The sequence below is a fragment of the Leptospira dzoumogneensis genome, assembly GCF_004770895.1.
GTDB classification, from domain to species: Bacteria; Spirochaetota; Leptospiria; order Leptospirales; family Leptospiraceae; genus Leptospira_B; species Leptospira_B dzoumogneensis.
Genome location: NZ_RQHS01000005.1, coordinates 379,679 through 405,105 on the forward strand (window position 1 = coordinate 379,679; position 25,427 = coordinate 405,105).

General features: G+C 39.7%; 23 protein-coding genes. 13 read left to right on the top strand and 10 right to left on the bottom strand.

What is annotated here, in order from left to right; genetic code table 11:
- Positions 1-115: 115 nt before the first annotated feature.
- Genes EHR06_RS03150 through EHR06_RS03165 form a run of 4 tightly spaced genes read right to left on the bottom strand, consistent with a single transcriptional unit; the run spans position 116 to position 3,995 of the window.
- On the bottom strand, positions 116-742 hold the full coding sequence (locus tag EHR06_RS03150; RefSeq protein ID WP_135755677.1) for a tetratricopeptide repeat protein: 627 nt from the start codon (positions 740-742) through the stop codon (positions 116-118).
- Positions 743-746: 4 nt separating this feature from the next.
- Complete coding sequence (locus EHR06_RS03155) at positions 747-2,132, bottom strand: kelch-like protein (protein WP_135755678.1); 1,386 nt, start codon at positions 2,130-2,132, stop codon at positions 747-749.
- Positions 2,129-3,001, bottom strand: a complete 873-nt coding sequence (locus tag EHR06_RS03160; RefSeq protein WP_135755679.1) for an LA_3334 family protein — start codon at positions 2,999-3,001, stop codon at positions 2,129-2,131. Before EHR06_RS03160 ends, EHR06_RS03155 begins: the two co-directional genes overlap by 4 nt.
- A gap of 13 nt (positions 3,002-3,014) precedes the next feature.
- The gene (locus EHR06_RS03165; RefSeq protein WP_135755680.1) at positions 3,015-3,995 is read right to left on the bottom strand and encodes a hypothetical protein; all 981 of its coding nucleotides are present in this window, start codon (positions 3,993-3,995) and stop codon (positions 3,015-3,017) included.
- A gap of 286 nt (positions 3,996-4,281) precedes the next feature.
- Here EHR06_RS03165 and EHR06_RS03170 point away from each other — a divergent pair, with 286 nt between their 5' ends.
- The 9 genes from EHR06_RS03170 (at position 4,282) to EHR06_RS03210 (ending at position 17,071) form a co-directional block, all read left to right on the top strand.
- Positions 4,282-10,731: an RHS repeat-associated core domain-containing protein gene (locus tag EHR06_RS03170; RefSeq protein ID WP_167492267.1), complete on the top strand. Its 6,450-nt coding sequence runs from the start codon at positions 4,282-4,284 to the stop codon at positions 10,729-10,731.
- Entirely contained in the window at positions 10,718-11,323 is a 606-nt protein-coding gene (locus EHR06_RS03175) for a hypothetical protein (RefSeq protein WP_135755682.1), read from the top strand. Before EHR06_RS03170 ends, EHR06_RS03175 begins: the two co-directional genes overlap by 14 nt.
- A gap of 60 nt (positions 11,324-11,383) precedes the next feature.
- Positions 11,384-11,989 carry a hypothetical protein gene (locus tag EHR06_RS03180; protein ID WP_135755683.1) on the top strand — a complete coding sequence of 202 codons (606 nt, stop codon included), beginning with the start codon at positions 11,384-11,386 and terminating at the stop codon, positions 11,987-11,989.
- A 58-nt stretch (positions 11,990-12,047) separates the two neighbouring features.
- A complete protein-coding gene (locus tag EHR06_RS03185; RefSeq protein ID WP_208757735.1) occupies positions 12,048-12,653 on the top strand; it encodes a hypothetical protein in 606 nt (201 codons plus the stop codon).
- Entirely contained in the window at positions 12,634-13,227 is a 594-nt protein-coding gene (locus EHR06_RS03190) for a hypothetical protein (RefSeq protein WP_135755685.1), read from the top strand. The genes EHR06_RS03185 and EHR06_RS03190 overlap by 20 nt, the downstream gene beginning before the upstream one ends.
- 94 nt (positions 13,228-13,321) lie before the next feature.
- Positions 13,322-15,235 (top strand): B12-binding domain-containing radical SAM protein, encoded by a 1,914-nt coding sequence (locus EHR06_RS03195; protein WP_135755686.1) that lies wholly within the window; start codon positions 13,322-13,324, stop codon positions 15,233-15,235.
- 155 nt (positions 15,236-15,390) lie between these two features.
- The gene (locus EHR06_RS03200) at positions 15,391-15,966 is read left to right on the top strand and encodes a hemerythrin domain-containing protein (protein ID WP_135755687.1); all 576 of its coding nucleotides are present in this window, start codon (positions 15,391-15,393) and stop codon (positions 15,964-15,966) included.
- 72 nt (positions 15,967-16,038) lie between these two features.
- Positions 16,039-16,320, top strand: a complete 282-nt coding sequence (locus EHR06_RS03205) for a helix-hairpin-helix domain-containing protein (protein ID WP_135755688.1) — start codon at positions 16,039-16,041, stop codon at positions 16,318-16,320.
- The gene (locus EHR06_RS03210) at positions 16,313-17,071 is read left to right on the top strand and encodes a helix-turn-helix domain-containing protein (RefSeq protein WP_135755689.1); all 759 of its coding nucleotides are present in this window, start codon (positions 16,313-16,315) and stop codon (positions 17,069-17,071) included. Before EHR06_RS03205 ends, EHR06_RS03210 begins: the two co-directional genes overlap by 8 nt.
- Here EHR06_RS03210 and EHR06_RS03215 read toward each other — a convergent pair.
- From EHR06_RS03215 to galK, 3 genes are all read right to left on the bottom strand, one after another.
- Positions 17,061-17,681, bottom strand: coding sequence for a uracil-DNA glycosylase family protein (locus tag EHR06_RS03215; protein ID WP_135755690.1), 621 nt, complete (start codon positions 17,679-17,681; stop codon positions 17,061-17,063). The two genes, EHR06_RS03210 and EHR06_RS03215, sit on opposite strands and share 11 nt — an antisense overlap.
- A 10-nt stretch (positions 17,682-17,691) precedes the next feature.
- Positions 17,692-18,111, bottom strand: a complete 420-nt coding sequence (locus EHR06_RS03220; protein ID WP_100767446.1) for an STAS domain-containing protein — start codon at positions 18,109-18,111, stop codon at positions 17,692-17,694.
- An 88-nt stretch (positions 18,112-18,199) separates the two neighbouring features.
- Entirely contained in the window at positions 18,200-19,363 is a 1,164-nt protein-coding gene (gene galK, locus EHR06_RS03225; RefSeq protein WP_135755691.1) for a galactokinase, read from the bottom strand.
- Between the two features lie 135 nt (positions 19,364-19,498).
- On the opposite strand from galK, the gene EHR06_RS03230 reads away from it, so the two are divergent.
- The 4 genes from EHR06_RS03230 to EHR06_RS03245 all read left to right on the top strand — a co-directional run bounded on the left by EHR06_RS03230 (position 19,499) and on the right by EHR06_RS03245 (position 23,084).
- Positions 19,499-20,839: a glucose-6-phosphate isomerase gene (locus EHR06_RS03230; protein ID WP_135755692.1), complete on the top strand. Its 1,341-nt coding sequence runs from the start codon at positions 19,499-19,501 to the stop codon at positions 20,837-20,839.
- An 88-nt stretch (positions 20,840-20,927) separates the two neighbouring features.
- On the top strand, positions 20,928-21,269 hold the full coding sequence (locus EHR06_RS03235; RefSeq protein ID WP_135755693.1) for a hypothetical protein: 342 nt from the start codon (positions 20,928-20,930) through the stop codon (positions 21,267-21,269).
- A 269-nt stretch (positions 21,270-21,538) separates the two neighbouring features.
- On the top strand, positions 21,539-22,438 hold the full coding sequence (locus EHR06_RS03240; RefSeq protein ID WP_135755694.1) for a hypothetical protein: 900 nt from the start codon (positions 21,539-21,541) through the stop codon (positions 22,436-22,438).
- A gap of 34 nt (positions 22,439-22,472) precedes the next feature.
- Positions 22,473-23,084, top strand: coding sequence for a GNAT family N-acetyltransferase (locus EHR06_RS03245; protein WP_135755695.1), 612 nt, complete (start codon positions 22,473-22,475; stop codon positions 23,082-23,084).
- A gap of 12 nt (positions 23,085-23,096) precedes the next feature.
- Here EHR06_RS03245 and EHR06_RS03250 read toward each other — a convergent pair whose 3' ends face one another.
- The 3 genes from EHR06_RS03250 to EHR06_RS03260 form a co-directional block, all read right to left on the bottom strand.
- Positions 23,097-23,675, bottom strand: a complete 579-nt coding sequence (locus EHR06_RS03250) for an ATP-dependent Clp protease proteolytic subunit (protein WP_135755696.1) — start codon at positions 23,673-23,675, stop codon at positions 23,097-23,099.
- 12 nt (positions 23,676-23,687) lie between these two features.
- Positions 23,688-24,254: an RNA polymerase sigma factor gene (locus tag EHR06_RS03255; RefSeq protein ID WP_135755697.1), complete on the bottom strand. Its 567-nt coding sequence runs from the start codon at positions 24,252-24,254 to the stop codon at positions 23,688-23,690.
- 447 nt (positions 24,255-24,701) lie between these two features.
- Positions 24,702-25,427 carry an NTP transferase domain-containing protein gene (locus EHR06_RS03260; RefSeq protein WP_135755698.1) on the bottom strand — a complete coding sequence of 242 codons (726 nt, stop codon included), beginning with the start codon at positions 25,425-25,427 and terminating at the stop codon, positions 24,702-24,704.

The following is a 25,427-nucleotide window of genomic DNA, read 5'->3' on the forward strand; positions in this document are numbered from 1 at the left end:
TTTCTCGCGTATGTTTTTCTCAAAGAAAATATTTCTTAGAATTTGGATCGAACGTTTGCGAAACCTTGTATTCGGACTCGGATGGAGATTTTGGATCCGATATGAAGTATTTCATTTATCTTTTTCTAAATAATAAAACGGATAGAAATAAATTAGTCAAAATTGAGATCCCAAATAGTGATAGAATCCATTTTTGAAGAGTGTTGAAAAGTTCCACCTTTGTATCAGTGCCTACGGTTCTTTGTTCTAGTTCGGCTATCCTGGACCTGAGCCCGTCCTTAAGTTGATTTGTTAATTCTAATATTTCTGGATCAGCTAATACGATTAATGTGTTTTTATTCTGAGGTTCCGAGAAGGATCGCCCGGTTTTATTTCTGAAGTCAGCTTTAGGTCGATCTACAAGCTTCTTTCCTTGAAGTTCCGCTATTCTATTTCGAATAGTTGGATGGCTTGCCCAGGTAGTTTGAGCTTTTGTAAAGTATTCAAATGCTGTCTTTAAATTTCCAGAATCGTAATTTTCTTCGCCTTGGATGATCCAAATCTCTGTTTGATAAAGATTCAGTGTAGGATTATCTGGCTCCGACTCTAATAGCGGTTTAAGGGCTTCTTGAGCTTCAACTATTTTGCTTCGATTAATTAATTCACGGATCTGGGAATAATTTGTTTCAGCTGATTCTGAAAATATATTACTAGAAGATAAAGAAAGTAGGATGAAAAGGACTGTTCTATATGCTTTTCCCATACTTTTACCTGCTTATTATTACGGCCGAATGACCATATCTTGCGACCGGCATTTCTGAAGTAATACTTGTCCAAGGTCCTGCAACCGGATTTCCCAAATCGATCGAATAAACTGATTTACTTGGGATATTTAAAGCAGTAGCTCCACCGAAAACGAGAGCCGTTCGAAGATCATAAGAAATTTCTACTGCGGGAAAATATGTGGCCGCGGGCAATACAGGACCTGCTTGAAAGTTCGCAGAACTCGTTCCCAGTCTATAAAAATCATAAAGATTTGTCGGCGTAACTTGTGTGACAGGTTGGAATAAATTACCGGCAGTAGAACCTCCTACAATCAAGACTCCGGGACCATCTCCAGGATTTGGATCACTCGGAATTGGACGATAACAAGCAGATCCCATCCCGTGACGAGCGGATGTATTAATAGACGGCTCTCCAATAGAAGTGGTTGAGTTTGAAGCGGGGATATAAGCATCGGAGTTAAACGATGAAGCGGAACCGTCTGATGCCAATCGTCCTCCAGTATAGAAAATACTACCATTGATCCCACAACCTCCCATATCAACTCTAGGAAGAATTTGAGTTAAGGAAGTAAAGAGAGGGGACCAAGTTCCTTGTGTTCCTATTTCTGGGAAAAATTTGTAAACACGACTCGTCGGGTATCCTACAGTTACATTAGTATCTAACGCATTTGCGATGATAAAAATTTCATTTCCAACGGTAGCTGGAATTCCGCTGTGAATCGCGTCCGGGGCAGAATTATAGGTTGTCCAAGCTCCCGTAAATGGATCGTAAGCTTCAACTACGGCCGAAACCGAAAAAGTTGACCCGGATTTTGTTAAACCTCCGATTACGAAAATTTTTCCTTTAAAATTTACTACTGAAGCAAATGTTCTAGGAGTCGGAACTTTTGTAATAGAAGGATACCAGCGGTTTTCTACAGGATCATAAAGGTCTACTTGTGCGACCGGATTACTATCCGCTCCAACTCCGCCTATTAACCAAATACCTCTCGTCTTAATCGGATCATCGCTAATCCAAGTTTTGAAAGGAACCATCATCATTCTTCTATCTTCCGGTTTTCCACATCCTAAATATGCTGTGTATTCTGAGTTTGGAGTAAGGTTTGTTATAGGAAGTAAATGGGTTTTTCCTTCTCTCGGGCTGATTATAATATTCTGAGAGCCGCTACCATTGGAATAAAGAATATATCCTTCTGCTGATTCGGAGCAAGTCCAAGTGAATTGCACTTGTTTCGATCCATTTGAAAGGTGAAAAAACTTTACAGAAACATTTTCTAATCCGCCTCCTTCATTCAAAGGAGAAGTATCGCAGTACCAGAATGAAAATAGGATAAAGATAAAGAAAAAACTTCGCAGCCAACTATTCATATTCTGTACCCTAAGGAAATTTCTAATCCGCCCATACAGACTGTTCCTCTCGATTCAAAATAACAGTTAGCTCTGAGTCCTGATCGGAGAACCAAGTTTCCTAACTTCCATCCTTGGTATCCAAGCTCTAGATAACCGATTGGATCTACTCCGGAGACTTGTGTTTCTCCTCTTCGGTATCTAACAGAGCCAAATCCTGCTCCTAAAATTCCATACCAGTTCTTCGAATCCCCCGTACCAAAATCTTTTTTAAGATAAGAATAAGCGTTTAGAAAGGAATAGTTAGAAGTTCCAGGTGAAACAAGATACTCGACCTTAAATCCAACTTGATATTTTTCAGATAAAAATAAATAAGCTGGTTCTACGAAAAATCCCGCGCCTCCAGTCACACTGTGAGCAGGTGTAATCGGAGAAGTATTTGCTAAAAAACTAAAACTTCCTCCAAAGATAGTTTCAGGTTGTTTGGTTGATTCAGTTAAATATTCATTAGGAAGATCCGGAGAAGAATTTCCTCCATTATCCAGGTCTTGGATTTGTGATTTATCTATTTCTAAGAAGCCGACATCGGTTCTGATCGTATAACCTTTATCCCTTTCTTCTGCGATTACCCCTCGGATTTTACTTCCATCTTTTAGCACAAATGTAGAGTAGCGATGAGAAGATTGACTTCCTTTTTTAGAATAATCTAATTTCTGAATTTCCTTCTTTGGAATAGTATAAACTCGCCCTTTCCAGTTTACTTGGACATTTCGTTCATCTTCATGAACTACATCTAATAAGAATGAGTTCCCATTCTTTAAGAGTAGTTCTGCCGCTGTGATTTGATAAGAAGTGAGGATAAATAGAAGCAGGTAGAAAATAATTCGCATCAAATATCAGCCTTTAGGGAAATCCTATATCACCAAGTTGGATCACTTTTGCTTGTTCCAATTTACAGGCATTGCCAAGCATGATGTTTCTATCTATAGTAACAGTTTCTTTGCCGCACTGTGTTGCTTGGCGTTTTGCTTCTGCATTATATAATGTGATCATTGGGCCTTTTTTCTTTATCTCTGAAAGACAGGAATCTACGGATTCTTCAGTATATGTTTTAGAAGAATCTATATGTTCCGTGCTAAAGAAGATGTAACTCGCCAAAAAAGAATTATCGGACAAGTTTGAGGAACTGGAAATATCCGGAGCACTAGGAGGGATTGGCGTTTTATCCGTGACTAAAATTGCATATGTCTGCCCGGTTGTGCCTGTGCATCTAATGAAAATTTCATCATTACCGCTACTTGAAGTAGGATCGGAACCCATGAAAGCTGATCCGAGAGTGACGGGAGAGCCGAATCCGGCATCTTCCGTTGTGTTATTATTGTGATAAACTAAGCCGTAAAATATTCCGCAAGAGGCTGTTCCTATTGTTTTAGAAATATCGAATAATGAAAATTGATTACTATATACATAAATAAAATCATATTCATTATCTGAATCAATCATTCCCGTATAAGTAATTGTCGATCCGTTAATTCCAGGAACTAATACTTTATTTTGGCTGGATAGATACGCTTCCTGAAAAGTGTCATTACCGTTAGATTCATTCTCAGATAGATTTTGATTAATCGCACCGCTTCCACAAGTTCCACCGCTACTTATTCCGGAAAGATTCAGAAAAGTCGCAATCGACGCCTGTGAAGATATTGCTGCTTCTAATTTCCTTTTTGCTTCTGCGCCCGTAACCGTTCCCCAGCCAGAAACAGGTATGTATGAGCAAGCGTATAAAAGCGGAATGAACGTTCCGTACATTAGATGAAGTTTTAGATTATTTTTAAAATATAAAAAGAGCGCAGATATGAGCGGATGACGTGGATCAATTTTCATTTTGACAAATTCACTTGACACAATATTGGAAATGTTTCGTTTTTATTCCAACAAATAAACAAATTTTAGAATTTCCTTATAATGCAATGTTTTTTTAAGGAATTTTATAAGTGGAAAAGGGTGTTTAAGGATGATTATAAAAAAGAAATATATCCAATTTGGGGTAATAATGCTTTTTGTAGCGGGGACTACGTTAGGTTTCTCCTTTGCGCCGCTTTCTAGATATTTTTCTTCTGCACTACGAAGCCTAACGCAAGAATCTGAGATTCCAATCGATTTGCCTGTTTTGGATGTAGATTTCCGAGGAAAAATCGGAGCAAGCTTTCCGATTGAATTGCCTCCTGCTCGTAAAGATTGGGGACCAAGTTTAAACATTTCGTATTCAGGCGGATCGGGAGAAGGATTACTCGGCGAAGGTTGGTCTCTTTCAGGGTTTTCCGGAATATACAGAGAAGCTTCTTCCGGAATGACTTACGGCTCGAATGACATTTTTACAAGCGATTTGGCCGGTCGCCTTATTGATGTTAGTGGAAATGGGACAGAATATAGATCCAAGCCCGAAAGTTTTTTTAGATTTCAAAAACAAGCAGGTTGTAATGACTCTTCTTGCACTTGGACAGTAAAAGATCCTTCAGGAAATATTTATACTTTCGGAGGCTCATCGGATTCGGTTCTGACAAGTGTAAATGGAGTTCCAGTTATTTGGGGTTTGCGTAAAGCTGAGGATCGATTCGGGAATGTTTACAACTTTACCTATGTTCCGAATGTGAAAAGACTCTATCCTCAGACCATTACCTACCAAAATAAAACGATTTCGTTTGCGTATGATGATTCCGGCTCTAACGTTATGTCTTATTCCGGGGGATTACAAGTCGCAGGCAGCAAACTACTTTCTGAAATTCAGATCTTGATCGATGGGTCACAAATACGCTCCTATTCTTTTGGTTATGAGTCCGGCGAGCAAGGAAGAAAAAAACTAGTATCGATAGATCGGGAAGAGTCTCATCCTCAATTCGGATCGGGAGCTTTTATACCGGTTAACTTCCAATATTCCGCATATGGAAATTATTCTCTGGATCGAAATACGGATTGGGACATTGCGGGTAAACAGCTGAAATTTTGGTCTCGAACTCCCATGTATGATAAAACACGCTGTGTGGAAGGCGCTTATGCTTGTACTGTATTCGGGACTACAGATTGTTCCTATTTAGCAGCGGAGCCTGCAGCCTATACTGCATGTGAGAATACAAAAGCTACCTGGTTCTTAGCGTGTAAGCTTTATGTTGAGGCATACTTTGATCCCTGTAATAATGGAATTAAATCTCCTCGATCATTAGGTGCATGGGGAGATGTAAATGGAGACGGATATCCAGACTATATCCGTCTTTATGGTGACCAGGACGGAACAGTAAAAATTGGAATTTTATCGAATCAAAAAACAGGTGATTTTGTTCTTAGTAATAGCTTGATTGATCCGCAGGCAGAGGGGACGAATTTCAATACGCTTAGAAGTGTTTCCTTTGGTGATATAGATGGAAATGTAAAATCAGATTTAAGTATTTCTAGTGGATCTAATCTAAAGATCTTTTTTTCTGATGGGACAAAATTCATACTTCCTATAAACGATTTTTCATACTCCGTAGATTCCCCCACATATTTAATAGATGTTCCCCAATTTTACACCTTAAGTTGGCTTTATGATTTGAACCAAGACGGAAGATCCGACCATCTTCGCGTCACCGGATCCGATGAAATTAGGGTTCGATTTTCTAACGGGTCTAACTTTACAAATGAGAAAGTATACTCAGTTCCTGGCGTAACTTCTAATCCCGGAGAGTTCTTTGATATAAATTCTGACGGAATACCTGAATTTGTAAGATACAATTCTTCAAATGGAATTGAAGTATACCGGTTCAGTTCCGATTTAAACAGCCTGATATTAAACACTTATACGGTTGGAAATAATGGTCAATCTGCTAATTTTAATCCTGATGCGGGCAGCTTATCGACTAGATTCTGGGGAGATCCGAATGGGGACGGATTACTAGATTTTATAACTTATAAAAATGATACCCTTGAGATCTATTGGAACCAATTCGATTCCTTTTCAACGAGTCCCACAACGGTCAGTGTTCCAGGTTTAACATTTAATAATGAAGGAAATAAGTTTAAAGGGTATAGATTTGCGGATATAAACGGAGACGGTTACGACGACTTTATCGCTGGAGACGGTTCAAATATTAGGATTTTCTTATCAGATGGGACAAAAATACTGTCAAGTCCCGTAAAAACTATAGCGGCTTCGGATGAGTTTGATCTGGTAGATTTAAACTCTGACGGTCGTTTAGATCTAATAGTTTATAAAATTCCTGATAATAGTATAACTGGCGGTTGGGAGGCCTATATCTCTAAAACAGGATTACCTGGTAACATTCTTACTAAAATTACCGGAGCATATGGATTAGAGAGCAGCATCTCATATGTCCGTAGGAATGATCCGAGTGTCTCTAATCTAATTTTACCTTCGAGCAATTCCTATCCTATCATTGCAGATAACGGAGGAGACTTAATCGTTTCTTCTATAACCAATAAAATAAGCGATTCGGTATCAGAAACGATCTCTTATATTTATGAAAATGGGAAAATCGCGATCGGAGATCCGTATTCAGGCGGATATTTAGGCTTTTCCAAAATTACTACTACAAATTCGAGAACGAACATAAAGACTATTGAAGCCTATAATCAATCTTCGTATTTATTTTCTGGAAACAAGATCTCGGAGGAGATGAGATACATTAATGGAGCACAGGAAAGTACAGTTACACAAAAGACTTATGCATACGAGTCGGCTAGTTTCAATTCTTTCCCTTATAGCCGTCTGAGTGCTTCATCCGAGACAACGTATTTAGGAGGAGTTCAAGTAGCTTCTTCTTCCTCCACTTATACCTATGATCCATGCGGGAATCCTCGAGTTAGCAGTGAAATAGGAACTTCCGGAACGATTACTCGGACTCAAGTTTATTCCTGCGATACGAATAATTGGGTTTTGAACCAACCTGTATCGGATAAAACGGAACACAATGGTGTTCTTACGGATAGTAAGGTATATACGTATGATGATAAAGAGCTTAGGACAATCACGGAATTTCCGAATACATCGGTAGCAAGAACTCGAACTTTTATCTATGATACTTATGGAAATCCTATCACAGTGACAGACTCAAAAGGGAGAGAGACGAATGTAGAGTATGACTCGTCTACTTCTACATTTGTTACCAAGACTACTAACCCTTTAGGTCATGTTACTTCTATGGAATATGAATCTATATATGGATTGGAAACAAAAGTAACCAATACAAATGGAGGCGTTGAGACCCGAGAATTTGATGCATATGGACGAATTTTGCGGAAGATAAAACCCGGTGAATCCGATTGGTCGGAAGAATATGAATATGGAAACACAGGAAAACCAAATGAGGAATATACTCAAAAATCTGTAAGAGACGATTCCTATGGAGAGCTTCGTTATAAAGAATACATCAATGTATTCGGTAATGTACGCAGAAAGGAAAGTACTTCGATCCAGGGATCTCTCTTGGTTGAAGAAGCAGAATACAGAGCGGATGGAAAACTTCAAAGACAGTCCGTTCCATTTATCCAGAATATAACACCGAGCGATTGGGTAACTTATGAATATTCAGGTCCCGAAGGAAGAGCTAGTTTAATCTCTTCTCCAGATGGGAAAACCGTGAACGTAACGTACAACGGTCTAACTACGACTTCGATCATTAAGAAAGGATCGGAAACTTTAAGCACTGAAATTGAAACTAAAGATACCTTTGGTAATACAATTTCTAAAAGCTCCAACGGTGTTGCCATTTCTTACGAATATGATGAAGCAAATCGCCTGACTAAGATCCTCGATCCCGCTCAAGGAGAGACAAGCTTCACTTACGATTTATTCGGAAACAAGAAAACAATCTCCGATACTTCTACCGGACTTTCTTCTCATGAATATGATTCCGAAGGAAATTTGATTCGAACAGTGGATGCTCGGGGTAGATCGATTCGAAACGAATACGATAATATGAACCGGATCACTCGTACATATACCGACGGAAGTGAGACCCAGATTTTATATACATATGATACTTCTTCAAACGGTATAGGGAGACCGGCTTCTATTAGTGATGGCTCCGGAACTACGAACCTGGAATATGATATTAAAGGGAATATTATTCGAAAAGTTAGAGCAATCGACGATTTAACTTTCGTATTCCGATATACGTATGATAATCAAGACAGGCTGTTGGACTTTACTTATCCTGATGGAAGTGTAAGTCATTATTTTTATTCTGAAATGGGCATTATGACCGGAATAACTATGGATATGCCGGACTTAGGAAGTTATAACCATCCTGTTGTAAAATATGAGGGTCCGTTTCCAGGAATTTCCGGAAACTATAGAGTGTTAAGAACTTTAGGGAACGGGATTCAAACAGATATTACATTTGATCCTATCTTAAAACGTCCTACCGGACTTAAAACTACTTTGAAGAATGGCTCTCTATCTCAGAATCTAACATATGAATATGATTCGAAAGATAATATCCAAAAAATAACCGATCTACTTCGGCCGGACAGAACCCAAAATTTCCAATTTGATTCCTCAAATCGTTTGGTATCTGCAACAGGAAAATACGGTGTAGAGAATTATACTTATGATTCAAGAGGAAACTTAAAACAAAAAGGTGATTCGACCTTAAGCTATTCGGATGCTTCAAAACCGTATAGAATTACTTCGGCAAATTCCTCTTTAGCAGGAACTACTACTTATAGCTATGACAATTCCGGAAACATAGTAGATAGAGGAGGAGATGCTCTAACTTACGATGCATTCGGCAAGCTAATAGATATTCAGCCTTATGGCGGCGGGGATCGTATTCGAATGACCTACGGCTTTGATGGGGCTAGAATTAAAAAAGTAAGGGACGCAGATGCATCCATTGAATATTATCCGGATCCAAGCTATGAGGTTGTTCGTAAACCAGGTCAGCCGGATACTCATACTCTGTATATAAGAGGACTTTCCGGGGATTTAGTTTCTCAGTTAGCTAGACAAGATGCTAATCTAATTTCTGCAGCAGAAGTATCTAATCCGAATATTTTAGCAAAAGCAAATTGGAAGCCGGGGTTTGATAAGTTAGTAGGTATAAGCAAAGCAGGCTTTCATACTTTTATGTATGATTATAGTGGGAAACTTTCCCTTCGTTACGATTTGTTAGTTTGGACATTCATACTGATCACCGCATACTATTGGCTCTGGAAGAATAAAGAGAAGATCAGAGAATTATCAAGTCTTCGTCTATCTTCAGTCGCTCCTATCGTATTAACAATGATGATCTTTTCTACAGTTAATAATTGTGGGATATTTATTCCGAATCAAGGTGAAGAAGGTATTCCTCCTTGGGCTTTAATTCCAGTCGGAAATACCGACGGGACTCCTTCAATTGATTCACCAGGTAATGGATCTGGAGGAGGCTCCGGTTCCGTAGGAGGAACTCCAATACCCGGAATGATATTCTTCCATCCCGACCATTTAGGTTCTATTTCAATGGTTTCTAATGGAGAAGGAAGTATTCTGACAGGAGGAGATCTTGGTGGAGCTAGTTTAATTTCATACAAGCCTTACGGCGAAATAGATCGAACTAATTCCTCGGGACCAGATATCTTCCGCTACAAATATACGGGACAACAAGAAGATAGAGAATCGTCTTTGTACTATTATAAAGCAAGGTTCTTCGATCCGAAAATCGGAAGATTTTTACAACCTGATTCTGTGATCGCTTCCGCGAAATCACAGGGAATGAACCGCTATATGTATGTAAGCGGGAATCCGGTAAACTTTCGAGATCCTGGCGGGCATAACGAATATGTTCACATGTTTAATGAAATATTGAAAACAATGTTCCATCATGCAAACGGAGCCATGGCCTATGCGGGCAGAAGTGTCGATCATATGTGGAGAAGTTTTTTCCGAGAGGTGGATCATTCATTTAAACAATACATGCATAATATAGATCATCAATGGAGGGGACATTTCCGCAGAATAGATCACGCAATAAGAGGTCCATTAAGAACGATCGATCATAGCTTAAGAGGATATGCACGAGAAATAGATCATAGTGTAAGAAGCTATTTAACCGCTTTAGATCATGGTGTAAAAACTCATTTCCGAAGGGTGGATGATGGTTTTAGAAGGGCCATGAGAGGAATTGATAGAGGCTTTAAAGCTGCCGCAAGAGGTGTGGATCAAACGGCCAGAAGAATTGGAGAAGCGTTCGAACAAGAGGTTCTTGGAAAACGGCATACTGATGGTGATAGATGGTCAAGATTGGCTGATAGAGTTTTGGGAACATTTGCTTCCGGTGGAATGAGTTGGTTAATTGGAGACTTGGGAAAAGATTGGATTTTCAGAGGATTTAATATTTATACTTTTGGTTTCAGCTTAGGAGTTGATTTAGCGATTTGGTCAAGTTATGAAACTAGAGGCTTTGGAATATATGAAAAGCTTAGTCCCATAGGTCTGGTCGGATTGTTAGTTGTCTATAATCAATGGGGTTTTGATGAGAATCCGATTTTTAGAAATATCATGACAATGTATATGTATAAAAAATACGGGCTTTCACCGGGAGCCTGTATGGTTGGAGGGCAGGAGTTCTATGATTGTGATTAAAGCCTGGCCTTGGATATTGGGCATTATTCTTTTCTATAGCTGCGTTAATGATCAATACATTAAGAATTATTCAGAGCAAGAAATTGGAAGGAAAAAAATCATTGTTGAGATCTCCGTTTCTCATGGTGATCATTTACCGGATAAAAGTGTGATGATAAGGCGATTTTGCATTGGAAGCGATCTGAATAAATTGGAACAAAACTGCGAATTGGATCCGATTATTTTAAATTACACTATTACTACTAAGGAACCTATTCGAATCAGTATTCCTGCACAGCAACCGATTGTTGCTAAAATTTTATTTCAACATGTAGGTCATTGGGAATCGGCTAAAGCTGCAGCATATTTTACCGACCAGAATAAAATTTCATCTTCTACAAATTGCGCGATGTCCGGCGTATCTGTGGAAGGATTCCCGAAATTTCTTTGCAATGGTTTTAAGAATACAAATCAAATCCATAAGATCCAGCTTAAATATTTGGGTAAAAAAGATCTAGAGAAACCAGGAAGTGGAGGGGATGTTATCGATAAGATTATCTTGGGTCCGATGTTTATTCCTGCTGAAGTTGTGTATGAATTGGCTCCACCATAAAATATTTGGATTTTTTCTTGGCTATTTCAAATCAAAAATGAATAACTTCCGTGGAGCTAGATGAAAATACGAACAGTAATTCTAATCTTAACCTTATCATTAACCTCTTGTTTGAGTGTTTTAGAAAAGGAATACCCTGAGTTATCAAACAAAGAGAAAGGAAAATTATTGATCTCTTGGGTGGATGATTCTGGTAAAGATCTTTCTAAAATTAGAATACGACATTTTTGCTTAAATGAAAAAGAAATAAAAGATCCTCGTGCTTCCTGCGAGGGCATTGAGCTAGTATGGCAATATAATTTAAACAGGAATGATCAGATCGAAATGTCTATTCCTGAAGGTAATTATTCTGCTCGTTTAACTGTTAGGGAGAATTCCGGTAATTCTGACTACTCCTTTGTCACCTACTTTGGTTTTGGGATACCCACCCAACCTAAATGTTTGATTTCTTTCGTTCAGAGTGATTTTCTTCCGTATAATAGATTTGATTGCCCGAAGCTTGAAATTAAGCCGGGTAAAACCACGAAAGTTAAAATAAAAGTAACAAGTAAACAAGAAACTTGGAAGACCGAATCGATATTAGTAGCGATCTTCTCCTTAGGTTTAATTTCTTCTCCTTCTCAGCTTACACATTTGGATATGGAATACATTCCGCCAAATAGGTGATTTGGTTTTGTATTAAGGTTAATGGTATTCTTTAATCAATATGAATTATAGAAATTTTATGACTGTAATTAAAATTGGGACTTACGCATTAATCTTTTTCTTAAGTTCTGCCTGTGTTAATGATCAATACATTAAAAATTATTCAGAGCAAGAAATTGGAAGAAAAAAAATCATTGTCGAGATTTCCGTTTCTCATGGTGATCATTTACCGGATGCGAGTGTAAAAATCAAACGATTTTGCATTGGAAGCGATCTGAATAAATTGGAACAAAACTGCGAATTGGATCCGATTATTTTAAATTATACTCTTACTACTAAGGAATCTATTCGAATCAGTATTCCTGCACAGGAACCGATTATTGCTAAAATTTTATTTCAACATGTAGGCATCTGGTCTTCTGCTGATGCCTCCGCGTATTTTACCGACCAGAATAAAATTTCATCTTCTACAAATTGTGCGATGTCCGGCGTATCTGTGGAAGGTTTTCCGAAATTTCTTTGCAATGGCTTTAAGAATACAAATCAAATCCATAAGATCCAGCTTAAATATTTAGGTAAAAAAGATCTAGAGAAACCAGGAAGTGGAGGAGATGTTATCGATAAGATTATCTTGGGTCCGATGTTCGTTCCTGCTGAAGTTGTGTATGAATTGGCTCCTATCTAAACTAATACTAACATTTGTTGTCGTATTCCTTTCTTGTGCAAAGAATGAATATTTAAAAGATCAATTCTTCTCGAACAATGCCGTCCCATCTCACCTTACGATCTCACTCTCCGACAATTCTTCCGAGAATTATGGATCTCTTTTAGTAGATCTATTTCAGTTGAATGATCAAGGATCGAATACTTCCTTAAATGAAGTTAGGAATAAAATATTAGAAGTTTCGCAGGAAGGCGTAAAAGTCCCTTTATCTCCAGGCAAGTATAATGGTTCTCTAAGATTAAGAGGAGGTAATTGGGAAAATATCAAAACAAATATAAGTTTTGATATTACCGGACTAGGCTTATCTTCCGGAGTAGTATGTCACTCCGAAGAAGTAACGGTAGGATATACAGTGTATCAAAATATCGTTTGTCCTCCTGTCATAACTGCGCCCGGCAAGAATCCTATCTTGAAAATTGAGATTTCGCCTGACTATAGATCATACTTAGAAGCATCTATAGTACTCTTCCTTTTCTTTCGAAATCCAACTCAGGCAAATCTAAGGTTTTTAAAGGTTTCATTGATTCCCGGTTGAATGGCTGATTGACTGCGAAGTGAATATTCACCCAGCTTCTATTTCCGGATTGTAGAAACCGGAGAAGTCTAAAGTTTTGTAACCAAGACTTCTTATGGCAAAGTTAAAACTAGTACAATTGCCTGTTCCTCCTCCTACGGCCTTTGCCGCTACCGGAAATGTTCCTTTGGCCGCAGGCTGTCTGGCTGTTTCCGCACGGGAGAACGGCCTGGAAAAGAAAGGCCTGGAGCTGGAAGTTTTAGATCCTGATATTACCGATAAAGAAGGTGATAGCCAACTAGCGGACAGGATCGCTAAAGATGAACCTGAGTTCTTGGGCTTCTCACTTTATCTTTGGAATACGGAAAGAAGTCTTCATCTCGCTAAAGAAGTAAAAAAAAGATCGCCGTCCACTAAGATACTCATAGGTGGACCCGAAGTAAATCCGGACAATCCGTTCGTTCTTTCCGAAACAGGCTATGATATAGCAGTCTCGGGAGAAGCAGAGCATACATTTTTCGCTCTAATGGACACACTTCTTAAAAAAGAAGATCCCAGGAAATTACCTAATATCGCAGTCAGAGAACTAGATGGAAAGATGGGAATGTTTTCCAAAGAGGAAAATGCTTCCTTTCCGCTGACTAGTTATCCTTCTCCTTATCTGCAGGGGTTTGTGCCTGTGGATCCGGCAAGATCCACCTATTTGGAAACCGTAAGAGGATGTAGATCCCAATGTACTTATTGTTTTTATCCGAAGAGCAGTAATGTATTAAGAACTTTGGATATACCGGAGACGATCAAACTTCTCTCTAACTTAAAAGACAAAGGCGCCAAAGAATTAGTATTCTTAGATCCGACATTCAATCATAGACCCGGCTTCGAGGAATTTTTAGACGCGATCATAGATGTGAACTCGGATAGATCTATGACAATGTTCGGAGAATTAAGGTCCGAAGGAATTACGGAGAAGATCGCGGACAAACTTGCGTTAGCAGGTTTTAATAGAATAGAACTCGGAATGCAATCCATCAATAAGGAAACCTTAAAGCGTGTAAAACGTTTTGGAAGTCCTGAGAAAGTAGCCGAGGCCGCAAGAATGTTGGCGGATAGAGGAATTGAACTCTTATTAGATCTGATCATCGGACTTCCTGGAGATACTCCGGACGATGTGATGGAAGGAATAGAATTTTTTTACGGGCATGGGCTGGGAGAATGGGTGCAAGTATTCCCATTATCCATTTTGCCTGGAACTGCAATGAGAAAAGATGCAGAGTCGGAAGGTTTGGTTTATCTCCCTAAACCTCCTTATAGAGTGATCCGAACTCCTAATTTTAGTCCGGAAGCTCTTAGCTCTACATTATTCCGTTCAGAAGATAGATTGGATAGAAGGTTGGACGAAACTCCTCGAAGTCTATTATCCGATCCTGATCCTGCCGTTTTAGATACGTTTTCCTTTTCTCCAGGACTTACCGAAAAATTCGGATTAGAAAATTTTTCCATCTCAGGCGCGAGACATGTTTCTGTTTGGTGGAGAGGCGATAATTTAGAAAAATCTAAAAAAGAATTCTTTGATAGATTGAATTATAGATTTATTAAAGATCCCTTTGCGGTCACCGATATTGTTTTATATCCGAAAACTTCTTTTGATCCGGAATTGATTACCGAGATCATGGAAGAATTTTCCAGGGTCCCTGCATCCTATCTTTCTCGCACACTCGCTCATAGAGGAGAGAATATGCTTCATAGGATCGTTCTTATTCTTCCTCATGGGGTTTCTTTTCCATTGGAATGGGTTTCGGAGATCAGGGAATATATTCCTGTTTTTCAAGAAATGGAATGGGAAGAAGCAGTTCAAAAATCGGCGGAACTCGGAGGAGAATTTCCGGGAGCAAGGATCATTTCTAAAAATGAAAACTTAAGCGCCTGGAAAATCCTAAAAGAAAATGCAGATCCTGAATCCGTAACATTTGCGGATAGAGTTTTAGAAAAACGCTGGTGTTGGGAAGTTTTGGGTTATTCGGAGAAGTAGAATTTATAATAGATAATCCGATTTATACAATACTTTGATCCATCCGCAATTTTTTCAAATTTTCAGATCCCCTGTATAAAACTCAAATCCTGACGATTTTATACAATTTTTCCAAAGAGTTTACGGTTAGGATCTCTCCATTACTGGAGAATGAAATGCAGAACAACCGTAAAAAAGTATACGATTTCCCTCATAAAGCCATCCGTTATGGGATCTCGAAATTAGTACAAGAAGCAGGCAGGACTGATTACCAAAGCGCGTCCGAAGTTCAGGAACTTTTCGAATTAGGAAAAGAAGTTTTTCAAATGTTAAAGATCCACGCAAGAGATGAGGAAGCGGTAAGCTTGAAACATTTAGAAAAAAAAGATCCACAAACTTCTCATAAAGACAAAGAAGAACATAAATATCTGGAAGAGAAGATAGAAGAATTGGGATCTATCTTAGATCGGATCAAAGAAGATATTGAACAGGTACCTATCATCTCCGAAGAATTTTATACAAAACTAATTCGTTTCCAAACTGATTATTTCTCTCATATGACTAGAGAAGAAGAGGAAACCCAGATTAGATTACATTTGTTCTTTTCGGATACGGAATTGGAGGATCACCAAAAAGAGATCTTGGGTTCTTTGGGTGGGGATGAATTCAAAATTTGGGCAAAATATCTGATCCCAAATGTTCCGACTCCGATCAAAAATAGATTCGAGGAAATGTTAAAAACCTTCTCCTGAACTGCGGTATCGGTTTATTATAAACCAATTAACTCACTTGATTTTTGGACCGACTTCCTATAAGATCTTTTTATGAAGTCGGATAAATCCGAGGTATTAAAAGAATTTCGCACTCTTCCCGGAGTGGGCAAAGTAATTGCCGAAGATCTTTGGAATTTAGGAGTTCGCAGTAAGGTAGAACTTGCAAAACTAGATCCTGAAAAATTATACGAAAAAATTTGTGAATACCAAGGTACTAAAGTAGATCCATGTATGCTGTATGTATTTCGTTGTGCGGTATACGTCTCCGGGACTTCTAATCCTGAACCGGAAAAAATGAAATGGTGGTTCTGGAAGGACAAACAGCTTGTCTGATTTGATCCGAATTTCCTGGAGCCATAAAGAATCTCCCGATACTTATACAGTTCTTCCGGGAGAAGAATGTGTAATTGGAGTCCAAACCAAAGGAAGAATTTCTTTAGGTTCCGGCAAACAATCCAAAACTCTTTCTAAGGCGGGGATCACCGGGATCTTAAGAGGTCCCAGGACATTCATCTCCGAAAAGAATACAAAATCACTTTTAGTTTATATTTCTCCCTTACTTCTTTCCAGGATGATCCCTGTGCCGATGGATCAGATCAGCGACTCCAGTTTGTCTTTAGAGGATCTGTTTTCTAAAGAGGCAATCTCCGGATTGATTGCAGACTGCGAAGAAGCGGATTGGAAAGGGCAGGAGGCCTCTCTGACCTTGGAGAAATTTCGGCGCCTTCTTCCTTTAAAAGAAGAGAAGGAAAAGTTTTTGCCCCAGGCGATTTTGCGGATCAAAGGCTCTTTAGGAGAGATCGGGATCAAAGGTTTGGCCTCTGACTTGGGTGTGAGCCAAAGCAGTTTAGAAAGAGGTTTCAGATCCAGAGTGGGTTTAAGTCCTAAGGAATACGCAGGACTTGTTCGTTTCGGAAATATATTCAGATTTTATAATTCTTCTTCCAGCCTGACCGAACTGGCTTTAGAGGCAGGTTATTATGACCAGGCACATTTTATACGAGAATTTAAGAAGAAAACAGGCTTTAGTCCGAAACAATGGTTTCGCCAAAATGCGAACCTAGGATTAGATTCTAATTTTTAGAAAAGAATTCTCTTTTGATCGAGGGATGTTTTCGGATCAGATCCAATGATTTTGCGATCAGTATTTTAGCTTCTGGAGAATGATTCCAAACATTTAAGCCGGAAGGATGAGGCAAAGGGATCCAATCCAGTTCCACTCCATAATAGTTTTTTTTGAATTTTTTACCTATGATCTCGTCTAGCTTGTATTTTTTATCTTCCACCAATTGATCGATTGCGAGTTTTCCTATTGGAATGATGAGTTCAGGTCGATTGAATTCCACTTCGAAGCGTATATACCTGGAACAATTTTCTACTTCGGAAGGATTCGGTTTTCTATCTCCACTTTTTGCTTTGCCTGGAAAACATCTGCAAACCGCGGCCATATTTACTTTAGATCTGTAGACTTCTTCTTCTATTCCTATGGATAAAAACCATTTGAATAAAGTTTTGCCTGCTGTGTATGCGAATGGTCTTCCGAATTTTTCTTCGTGGATACCTGGAGCCTGACCTATACTCATAATTTTTGCGCCGGGAATACCACCTTGCACAGGATTGCCGACCATGTCAGGACAAAGTCTGCAATGAAGTAATGTCTCTATATGTTTTTTGAATTTTTGGGAATCGTTCATCCGAAACGGATCAAGGCGCTAAAAGTTTCCAAGCCTCTTTGGAAGTGCTTCCTACTCGGATCAGACTTTTTAATTTAGTAAGTTCTAAAATTTTATTCACTTGAGAAGAAGGGGAGAATACCGCGATGCCACCCTTGCCGCTTTTGACTAGTCTGGAATGTGTCGCCATAAAAACTCCCAGTCCGGAAGAATCTATATACTTCACATTTTCCATATTCACTAGAAGGTAAATGAATCCACGATCGAGTAGATGAAAGAATCTTTCTTTCATGATCTGGGCAGAGTATAAATTGATCTCGCCGGAAATTTTTACAACCACTGCTTCCTTGGGAAGACCATCCGGAATATTGTCCTGATCTAGAAATACACCTAACTCGGGTGCATCATGATCGAAGTCTTTACTGTCCAGGTTCCAAGGAGTATCTGCCATAGTGATTGGTCGCTTATTTTTACCGATTGCGAAGACTATCGAATTACTAGCCGTTTCTGCAAGGATTTTATCCCGTTTTTTCAACGATCTAAGAGTCTTCTCTTACTCCTTCAGAGATAGAGAATTTATAGATCTTTGCATTTAGTCCGAATTTTTGGGAATACTCCTTTTCCAATTTGGAGAATAAGTAAGAAGATCTACCTTCTTTGTCTAGGACTAGTACACAACCTCCGAATCCTCCTCCTATCATTCTGGCACCTAATACATTTTCAGAACGGAACCATTCCACAATAAAATCCGTCTCTTCACAGGAGACTTGAAAGTTTTTAGAAAGTGATTCATGGCAAGAGAAGAGTTCCTCTCCGACTTCTTTCGCATTTTTATCCTTTAAGGAGCGGATAACGTTTTGGGCTCTGGATCTTTCTCCCAGAATATGAACGGCTCTTTTGAATTCGGAAGGAGTCAGTCCTGCTTTTTCAATTAGAAAGAAGTCTGCCTGGCTTAAGGTCTTCACTTCGGGAGAAAGTTTATTACATTTTGAAGTCGCAGATTCTACTTCCTTTCTTCTGTCGTTGTATTCACTTTCTTTTAGGCTATGTTTTACATTAGAATCGATCAGATAGAATTCATAACCCGGAAGATCCAAACTATGGTAAGAATATTCCAAACTTTCCGTATTTAAAGAGATACAAGAAGAAGGTTTGGCTACCGCGATCACGAACTGGTCCATGATCCCACAATTGACTCCTACAAAATGATTCTCTGCTGCTTGAGCGAGTAGAGCGATCTTTTCTTTTGTAATGTCCCAGTCGAAAATTTTGGAAAGTGCAAATGCTACCCCAACTTCTACGGCGGCCGAAGAAGAAAGTCCGGCTCCTTGGGGAATGTTTCCTGTAAATGCAAGATCGAATCCTTCTACCCTTAAACCTAATGAACGAGCCTCCGATACGACTCCTAGGATATAATTTGCCCAAGGTTTTTCTTCGGAGTAGATTACATCTTTTGTTACAAATTCGGACTGGAAATCTAAGGAGTACAATCTGAAAGTCCCGAGTCCATTTGTTCGGATCGCAAAGTTGGTTCTGAAATCGATTGCCGCGGGAAATACTAGACCGCCTGCATAATCCACATGTTCTCCGATGATATTTACCCTGCCTGGAGCGGAGAAAAAACGAATTGGACCGAGGCTAGACGCGCCCGGAAAAATATCGGATAGAGAAGAAGAAAGATTCTCTCGGATAGAAAGAGTCATTCTGGAAAATAAAATCTAAGACTAAATACTTACAAGGGATTTTGGAAAATTAGAACATTGAATTATTTCGTTTTTCCTTGCTATTCCAATTAACATAAGTAATTTGTCTCGGATGTCCGATTTTGAGGAATACCGATGGCCTTTTCTTTAGAAATAAACGATAGATTTGCCTCGGAGTTTGCAGATCCCAAAACCTATGAGCTCTTATTAAAAGAGTCCGGTCTAGCATTACAAAATCTTCTCTCCGGAAAATCCCCGGGTTCCGAATTTTTAGGCTGGGTCAGACTTCCTAATGAGATCCAAAAATCTGAATTAGAAAAAATTCATTCAGAAGCGCAAAGATTCAGAAAACAATCGGAGACAATAGTTGTGATCGGGATCGGAGGTTCCTATTTAGGAGCCAAGGCGGTCATAGAGGCTTCCAAATCTTATTTTAAAACTCCAGGTTTAGGATCACCCGAGATCCTATATGCGGGACATCATTTAGATGCACGTTATCATTCGGAACTTTTAACATATTTAGAGAACAAAGAATTTTCGATCAATGTCGTTTCCAAGTCCGGAACTACTACCGAGCCTGCTTTGGCATTTCGTTTACTTTGGGATCTTGCCAAAAAAAAATACGGGGCAAAAGCAAAAGATAGAATAGTCGCAACCACAGACAGCTCCAAAGGTGCATTACGAAAAATGTCGGATGAGTTAGGATTTACGACCTTCTCAATTCCGGATAACGTAGGTGGGAGATATTCGGTTCTGACGCCTGTCGGACTTTTCCCGATTGCTGCCGCTGGAGTGGATATTTTTTCTTTTTGGGAAGGGTTCTCCGAAGCTGCCGATTTTCTGATCTCGGAAACTTCTCCGCTTAAAAACCCTGCATGTGTTTATTCCGCTTACAGAAATCTATTTTATAGATCCGGAAAGAAGATAGAAGTGATGGCGAATTATAATCCTTCTATCCGTACTCTTACCGAATGGTGGAAACAATTGTTTGGAGAGAGCGAGGGCAAACAAGGTAAGGGGATTTTCCCTGCTTCCGTAGAACTAACGACTGACCTGCATTCTCTCGGGCAATATCTGCAAGAGGGAGAGCGTAATATTTTCGAAACCGTACTTTATACCAAGAATAGCGAAGCTAAGGTTTTGGTTCCAAAGGATACAGATGATCTGGATGGACTGAATTTCCTAGCGAGCAAAAACTTGGAGGAAGTAAACTTACAGGCTTTTCTTGGCACTTTAGTAGCACATTCGGAAGGCGGGATACCATGTTTGGAGATTTTGTTTCCGGATACTGGACCTAAAAGTTTAGGCCATATTATGTATTTTTTTGAATTAGCCTGCGGGGTTTCCGGGAATGTATTGGGTGTAAACCCATTCGATCAGCCTGGAGTAGAGGCTTATAAGAAAAATATGTTCGCATTACTTGGAAAACCGGGTTTTGAAAATTTAAGAGAGATTCTTCGCAAAAAAGGAGTCTAAGCAAAAAGATCCTTTTTCGCTTATCATTTCGAAAAGGTTTTTCTAAAAGCTTGACAGAGATTCGTTCAGGTTTCGGATTAGATTCAGTATGGTCTTAAGAGGAAAAAAACTAAGGTTCGTTTCGGCTTCCTTAGCCTTATTTACTCTATTATTCTTTATCCATTCAGGACCATCCAACAGCCCTTATCCCGGGAAGAAGTCCGACCAATCACAAATAATCATCGGACAAGAGACCGATATAGAAGAATTAAGCGATCTCGCCGAAACCTCCGATCCATCGGAAACGGTTTGGGGAGATTCTTTAACTTCTGAGATAAACACTCCAGGTCTCTCTGACTCAAACCCTTCCCGCCAGGATAGGTTTCAATTCCAACACAATAAATTATTATCCCAGCATCTGCTGAATATTCCTCCACCATCTATCTCCTAATCTAAAGCTTCGGAAGCCTGGCATGGCTCTAGCCGTACTCTGCTTTCTTCAGCTAAGCGTCGTATAGTTTCGCGCTCAAAATAGAATTTTTGGAGATCACATCGTAATATTTTCCCATCCAATATAGCACCAATTTAACCGGTCCCAGGTTTTGGGCCAAACCTATTGCCTGGGGCCGGTTTCTTTTTCAATCCCAGATCTATAAAAAAAGGCAGACAGAGACCCTAATCTCCCGATACTTTTGCGGGGAGCCAGAACTCCGTAAGCGGATGGAAATAGAATTAGCCAAAAAGGAACGTTTGATCCGAGGAATGGAACTCGGAAAAAAGATCGTCCTTCATGGAGTGGTACTTTCCCAATATTATAAATCCAACGTGGAGAATTATCTACGGTTCTGTTTGGAATATTACCAAAAGACGGATATTCTTCCTCCTTCTCTTTCTCTCATTTATTCCCTATTAGAAATGGCCTTCAAAGAGAATTGTAGGAATTCCTACTATATGGAGAAGGGCTGGGATCCTCTTAGCTCCGAATCATTCACCGAAAGAGAAGCGGAATTCGAAACAAACTGGGACTTCTCGGACCCGTTAAAATTAAGGAATAGATTAAAAGAAGAAGGTTCCGTACTTAGGACCACGATCCACCACTCCGGTTCCGGAGTTTCCTTAGAGATCGCAAATTTAGCTCCGATCACTTCGGAAGCGGAAGAAGCATTAACTGAATATCTTTCCAGAGCAAAGTCCTACCAAGATCTTTCGGAATACTACGAAGATTATCCTTTCGATGAAGAAGGAAGAGAGATCGGGATAGCATTAGCTATATTACAATTTAAGGAAATAGGTTTGGATCCGAATCTTCTTAGATTCGATACTGTGGAAGGAGAGCATGTCTTCCGATTAGAGATCGGTTTTGGTGACGAATATCTTTCTCTTAGGACCAAGTTGGAAAATGACGAAGATGTTCGGCCTTTTCGCTTCCATTCCCAAGCGGAGAAGGATGGAGAAACCATTTCTCCTTGGAAAATTTCAGTCTGTAAAATATGCGGAAGAACCGTGGACGATAGGATTTTCTTCCATACGGTTCCTGCAGACGTGGTCGCAAAAGCGAAAGACCTTCCGTTTACGGAAGAAGTTTGCGCCTGGTGTTTGTCCGGCTATTTGAAGTTGTAGATCGGGCCGACAATTCCAATTATATTATAAAATTATGATACATTCTACTTATTATCCACCTAAACCTATAACTCTTTCCGGAGATCGTGTGGAACTTGTCCCTCTTGGCTTAGAACATACTGACGCCTTGACGGAAGCTCTCCACGACGGAAAACTCTGGGAGTTATGGTACACGAATATTCCGGAACCGGAAAGAATGAGTGCCTGGATCCAAAAAGCACTCGAAGAACAAGAGGCGGGATTCTCTCTTCCGTTTGCGGTCATCAGAAAGGAAAATTCGAAACTTTTAGGGACTACAAGATATTTGAATATAGAAAAGGATGCCCGAAGATTGGAGATCGGAGCGACTTGGTATCCTAAATCGGTCCAAAAAACTTTCGTGAATACTGAATGTAAACTTTTGTTATTGGAGCATGCTTTCGAAACTTTGGGCTGTATCGCCGTCGAATTCAGGACCCATTTTATGAATTTATCGTCTAGAAAAGCCATTGAAAGATTGGGAGCAAAACTGGACGGGATCTTAAGAAACCATCGTATCAGTAAAAACGGCACCCTAAGAGATACCGTCGTTTACAGCATTACGAAAGAAGAATGGCCTACAGTCAGGGGGAATCTTTTATTTAGACTAGGAAAACCTCAGGTCTAAACAAACTTAATATTATTTCCAATTCTCCAAAATACCGTCTATCACACCGTAAATTTGTGCCTCAGTCGGAGTGAGCCATAGATCTCTATCGGTATCTCTTTCCACGACTTCCAATGGTTGTCCTGTTCTTTCGGAAACGATACGATTGATCTCCTTCTTATCCCTTTCTATCATAGAAGCAAAAATCCCGATATCGGTCGCCTTTGCCTGATACGTTCCTGGAACATGAGGTTGGTGTAACATGATCCTGCTGTGAGGGAATGCGAATCTTTTCCCTTTTGTTCCCGAAAGAAGAAGTAGTGCTCCAAAACTTGCAGCGAGTCCCATACATACGGTGCTTACATCGTTCGGGATCAGATCCATTGTATCCAAAATAGACATACCGGAAGTGTTCGCGCCTCCGGGACTATTGATCACAAGAGTGATATCCTTTTCAGGATCTTGATTAGAAAGATATAATAAACGTTCCACTACATGTTTCGCAGAAGGATCATCCACCTGTCCCCAAAGAAAAATTTTCCTTTCTTTGAGCTGGTTGTCCTCCAAACGGAGCCCGGGAAATTGGATCGGTTCTACTAAAGTATCTGTCATTCTATTCTCCAATCAGGAAGCGATCGCCATAGGTCCATGTAGGACTTCCAACCAATCTTTTCTGTCCGATTTATTCAAAAGTTGTCTGCGTAATAATTCTCTGCTTCTTCTCAAACGGTTTTTCAAATTACCGATCGGGATCCCCGTTTTTTCGGTGATCTCTTCGTAGCTCATCTCACCGAAATATCTCAGGTTTAGAAGTTGTTTCTCTTCGTTAGGAAGTTCATCCAACGCTTCTAAAACTTCCGTTCTCCAAGTATCTCCAGAACGTGGAGCCGCCTTAGTGATCTCAGGATTTAATTCAGTCCCGAGCAGATCTTTTTTTCTTAAGATACGATCCGAATGTTTCAGCACCAACCTTCTGAGTAAGAACGGAAATGCCTCCGGCTGCCGCAGCGTAGGAAGAACTTTCCAAGCTTCTAAAAATACTTCTTGGCTCAGATCCTCTGCCTTGGATTGGTCCCGGATCCTTTTGATAGCCTGACTACTGACGTATTTTTCGAAACGGGTCATCAACTCCGTCCAAGCCGGTTCTTCTCCTTTGGAAGCTTCTGTGACTAGTACTTTAAAATCGCGCATATCTGTTAGAGGGTCCCAGTTTGCATTTTGGGGTGTACGGATCTAAACTATTTTTGCATTTTCGGGACCCCTGACCCCGGTCTAGATTTTGGAAATTCAGTTATGGACCGCGATATCGTGATGTAGGAACTCCTACAAGGCATTCACTGACCGGATGTTGGAGTAGGGGGAAGTATCCCCCTCGCTTCAGCCGCGTAAACGCGTCTTCCGCTACCCCCTCTCCGGGGAAATTTTTTGTTCGGAACCCCGGACCCGATTTTGTTCTTTGATTTTGCTCACGCAGAGCCGCGAAGGCGCAAAGATTTGGTTCACGCAGAGACCGCCGAGTTCACAGAGGGTTTAATAACGTGCCAAACTCTGATCCTTTGTGCCTCTGTGTGAAAAAAGAATGAACCAATATCATTTTTCTAAAAAGTTAGAAGTATTAACTTGGGGCTTAGAAAAAGTTTAAGAAGAAATTCTATTTCTAAATTCGACCCAATCGTTCGAAAGCCGATCCGAAAAATCAGTGTCCTTATATTTCTCGTAAAACTTTTTTTCCCCCAGATCCAAAAATGTACCCGGGAAAATTTTTCCACCCAGACGATTCTGAGAAGAAAGTTTGCGAAATGTATCCGCTAGATCATATGGTTTGTTCGGTTCTAGATCGGAAAGACATTCTGCCTTCATCCAGGAAAGTCCAAGATAAAAATATCCTCCAGCTTCGAATCCGACTAGATCTTCTTTTAGGCTAAGTCCCGTATAATTTGTATTTTCGGGAATTTTAGATAAATATAATATACAATCGAATTTCTCTTTGTCCTTCTCGTTTGGCCAAGGACTAAACTCTGATTCCGGGAAAAGGATAAAATCCGGATTTAAAACTAAAAAGTCATTTTGCAAATTCCAGAATCTTTCGATTCCAGTGCGAATTCCTCCGCCGGTCCCTAAGATTTCTGGAGTTTCTGAAGAGAAGTGTAGTTGAAAATCATTAAAACCTTTTAACTCTTTCTGTATTTTTTCGCCGAAATAATGCAGGTTTAAGATCCCGTCATTTACTCCCCAGGATCTAGCGTGAAATAGAGAATAATAGATGAGAGGAATATTATTGATTTTTAAAAGAGGTTTAGGAAGAAACTTGGTCCATTCTCCCATCCTGGTGCCGAAACCCGCGCATGGAAAGAATGCTTTCAT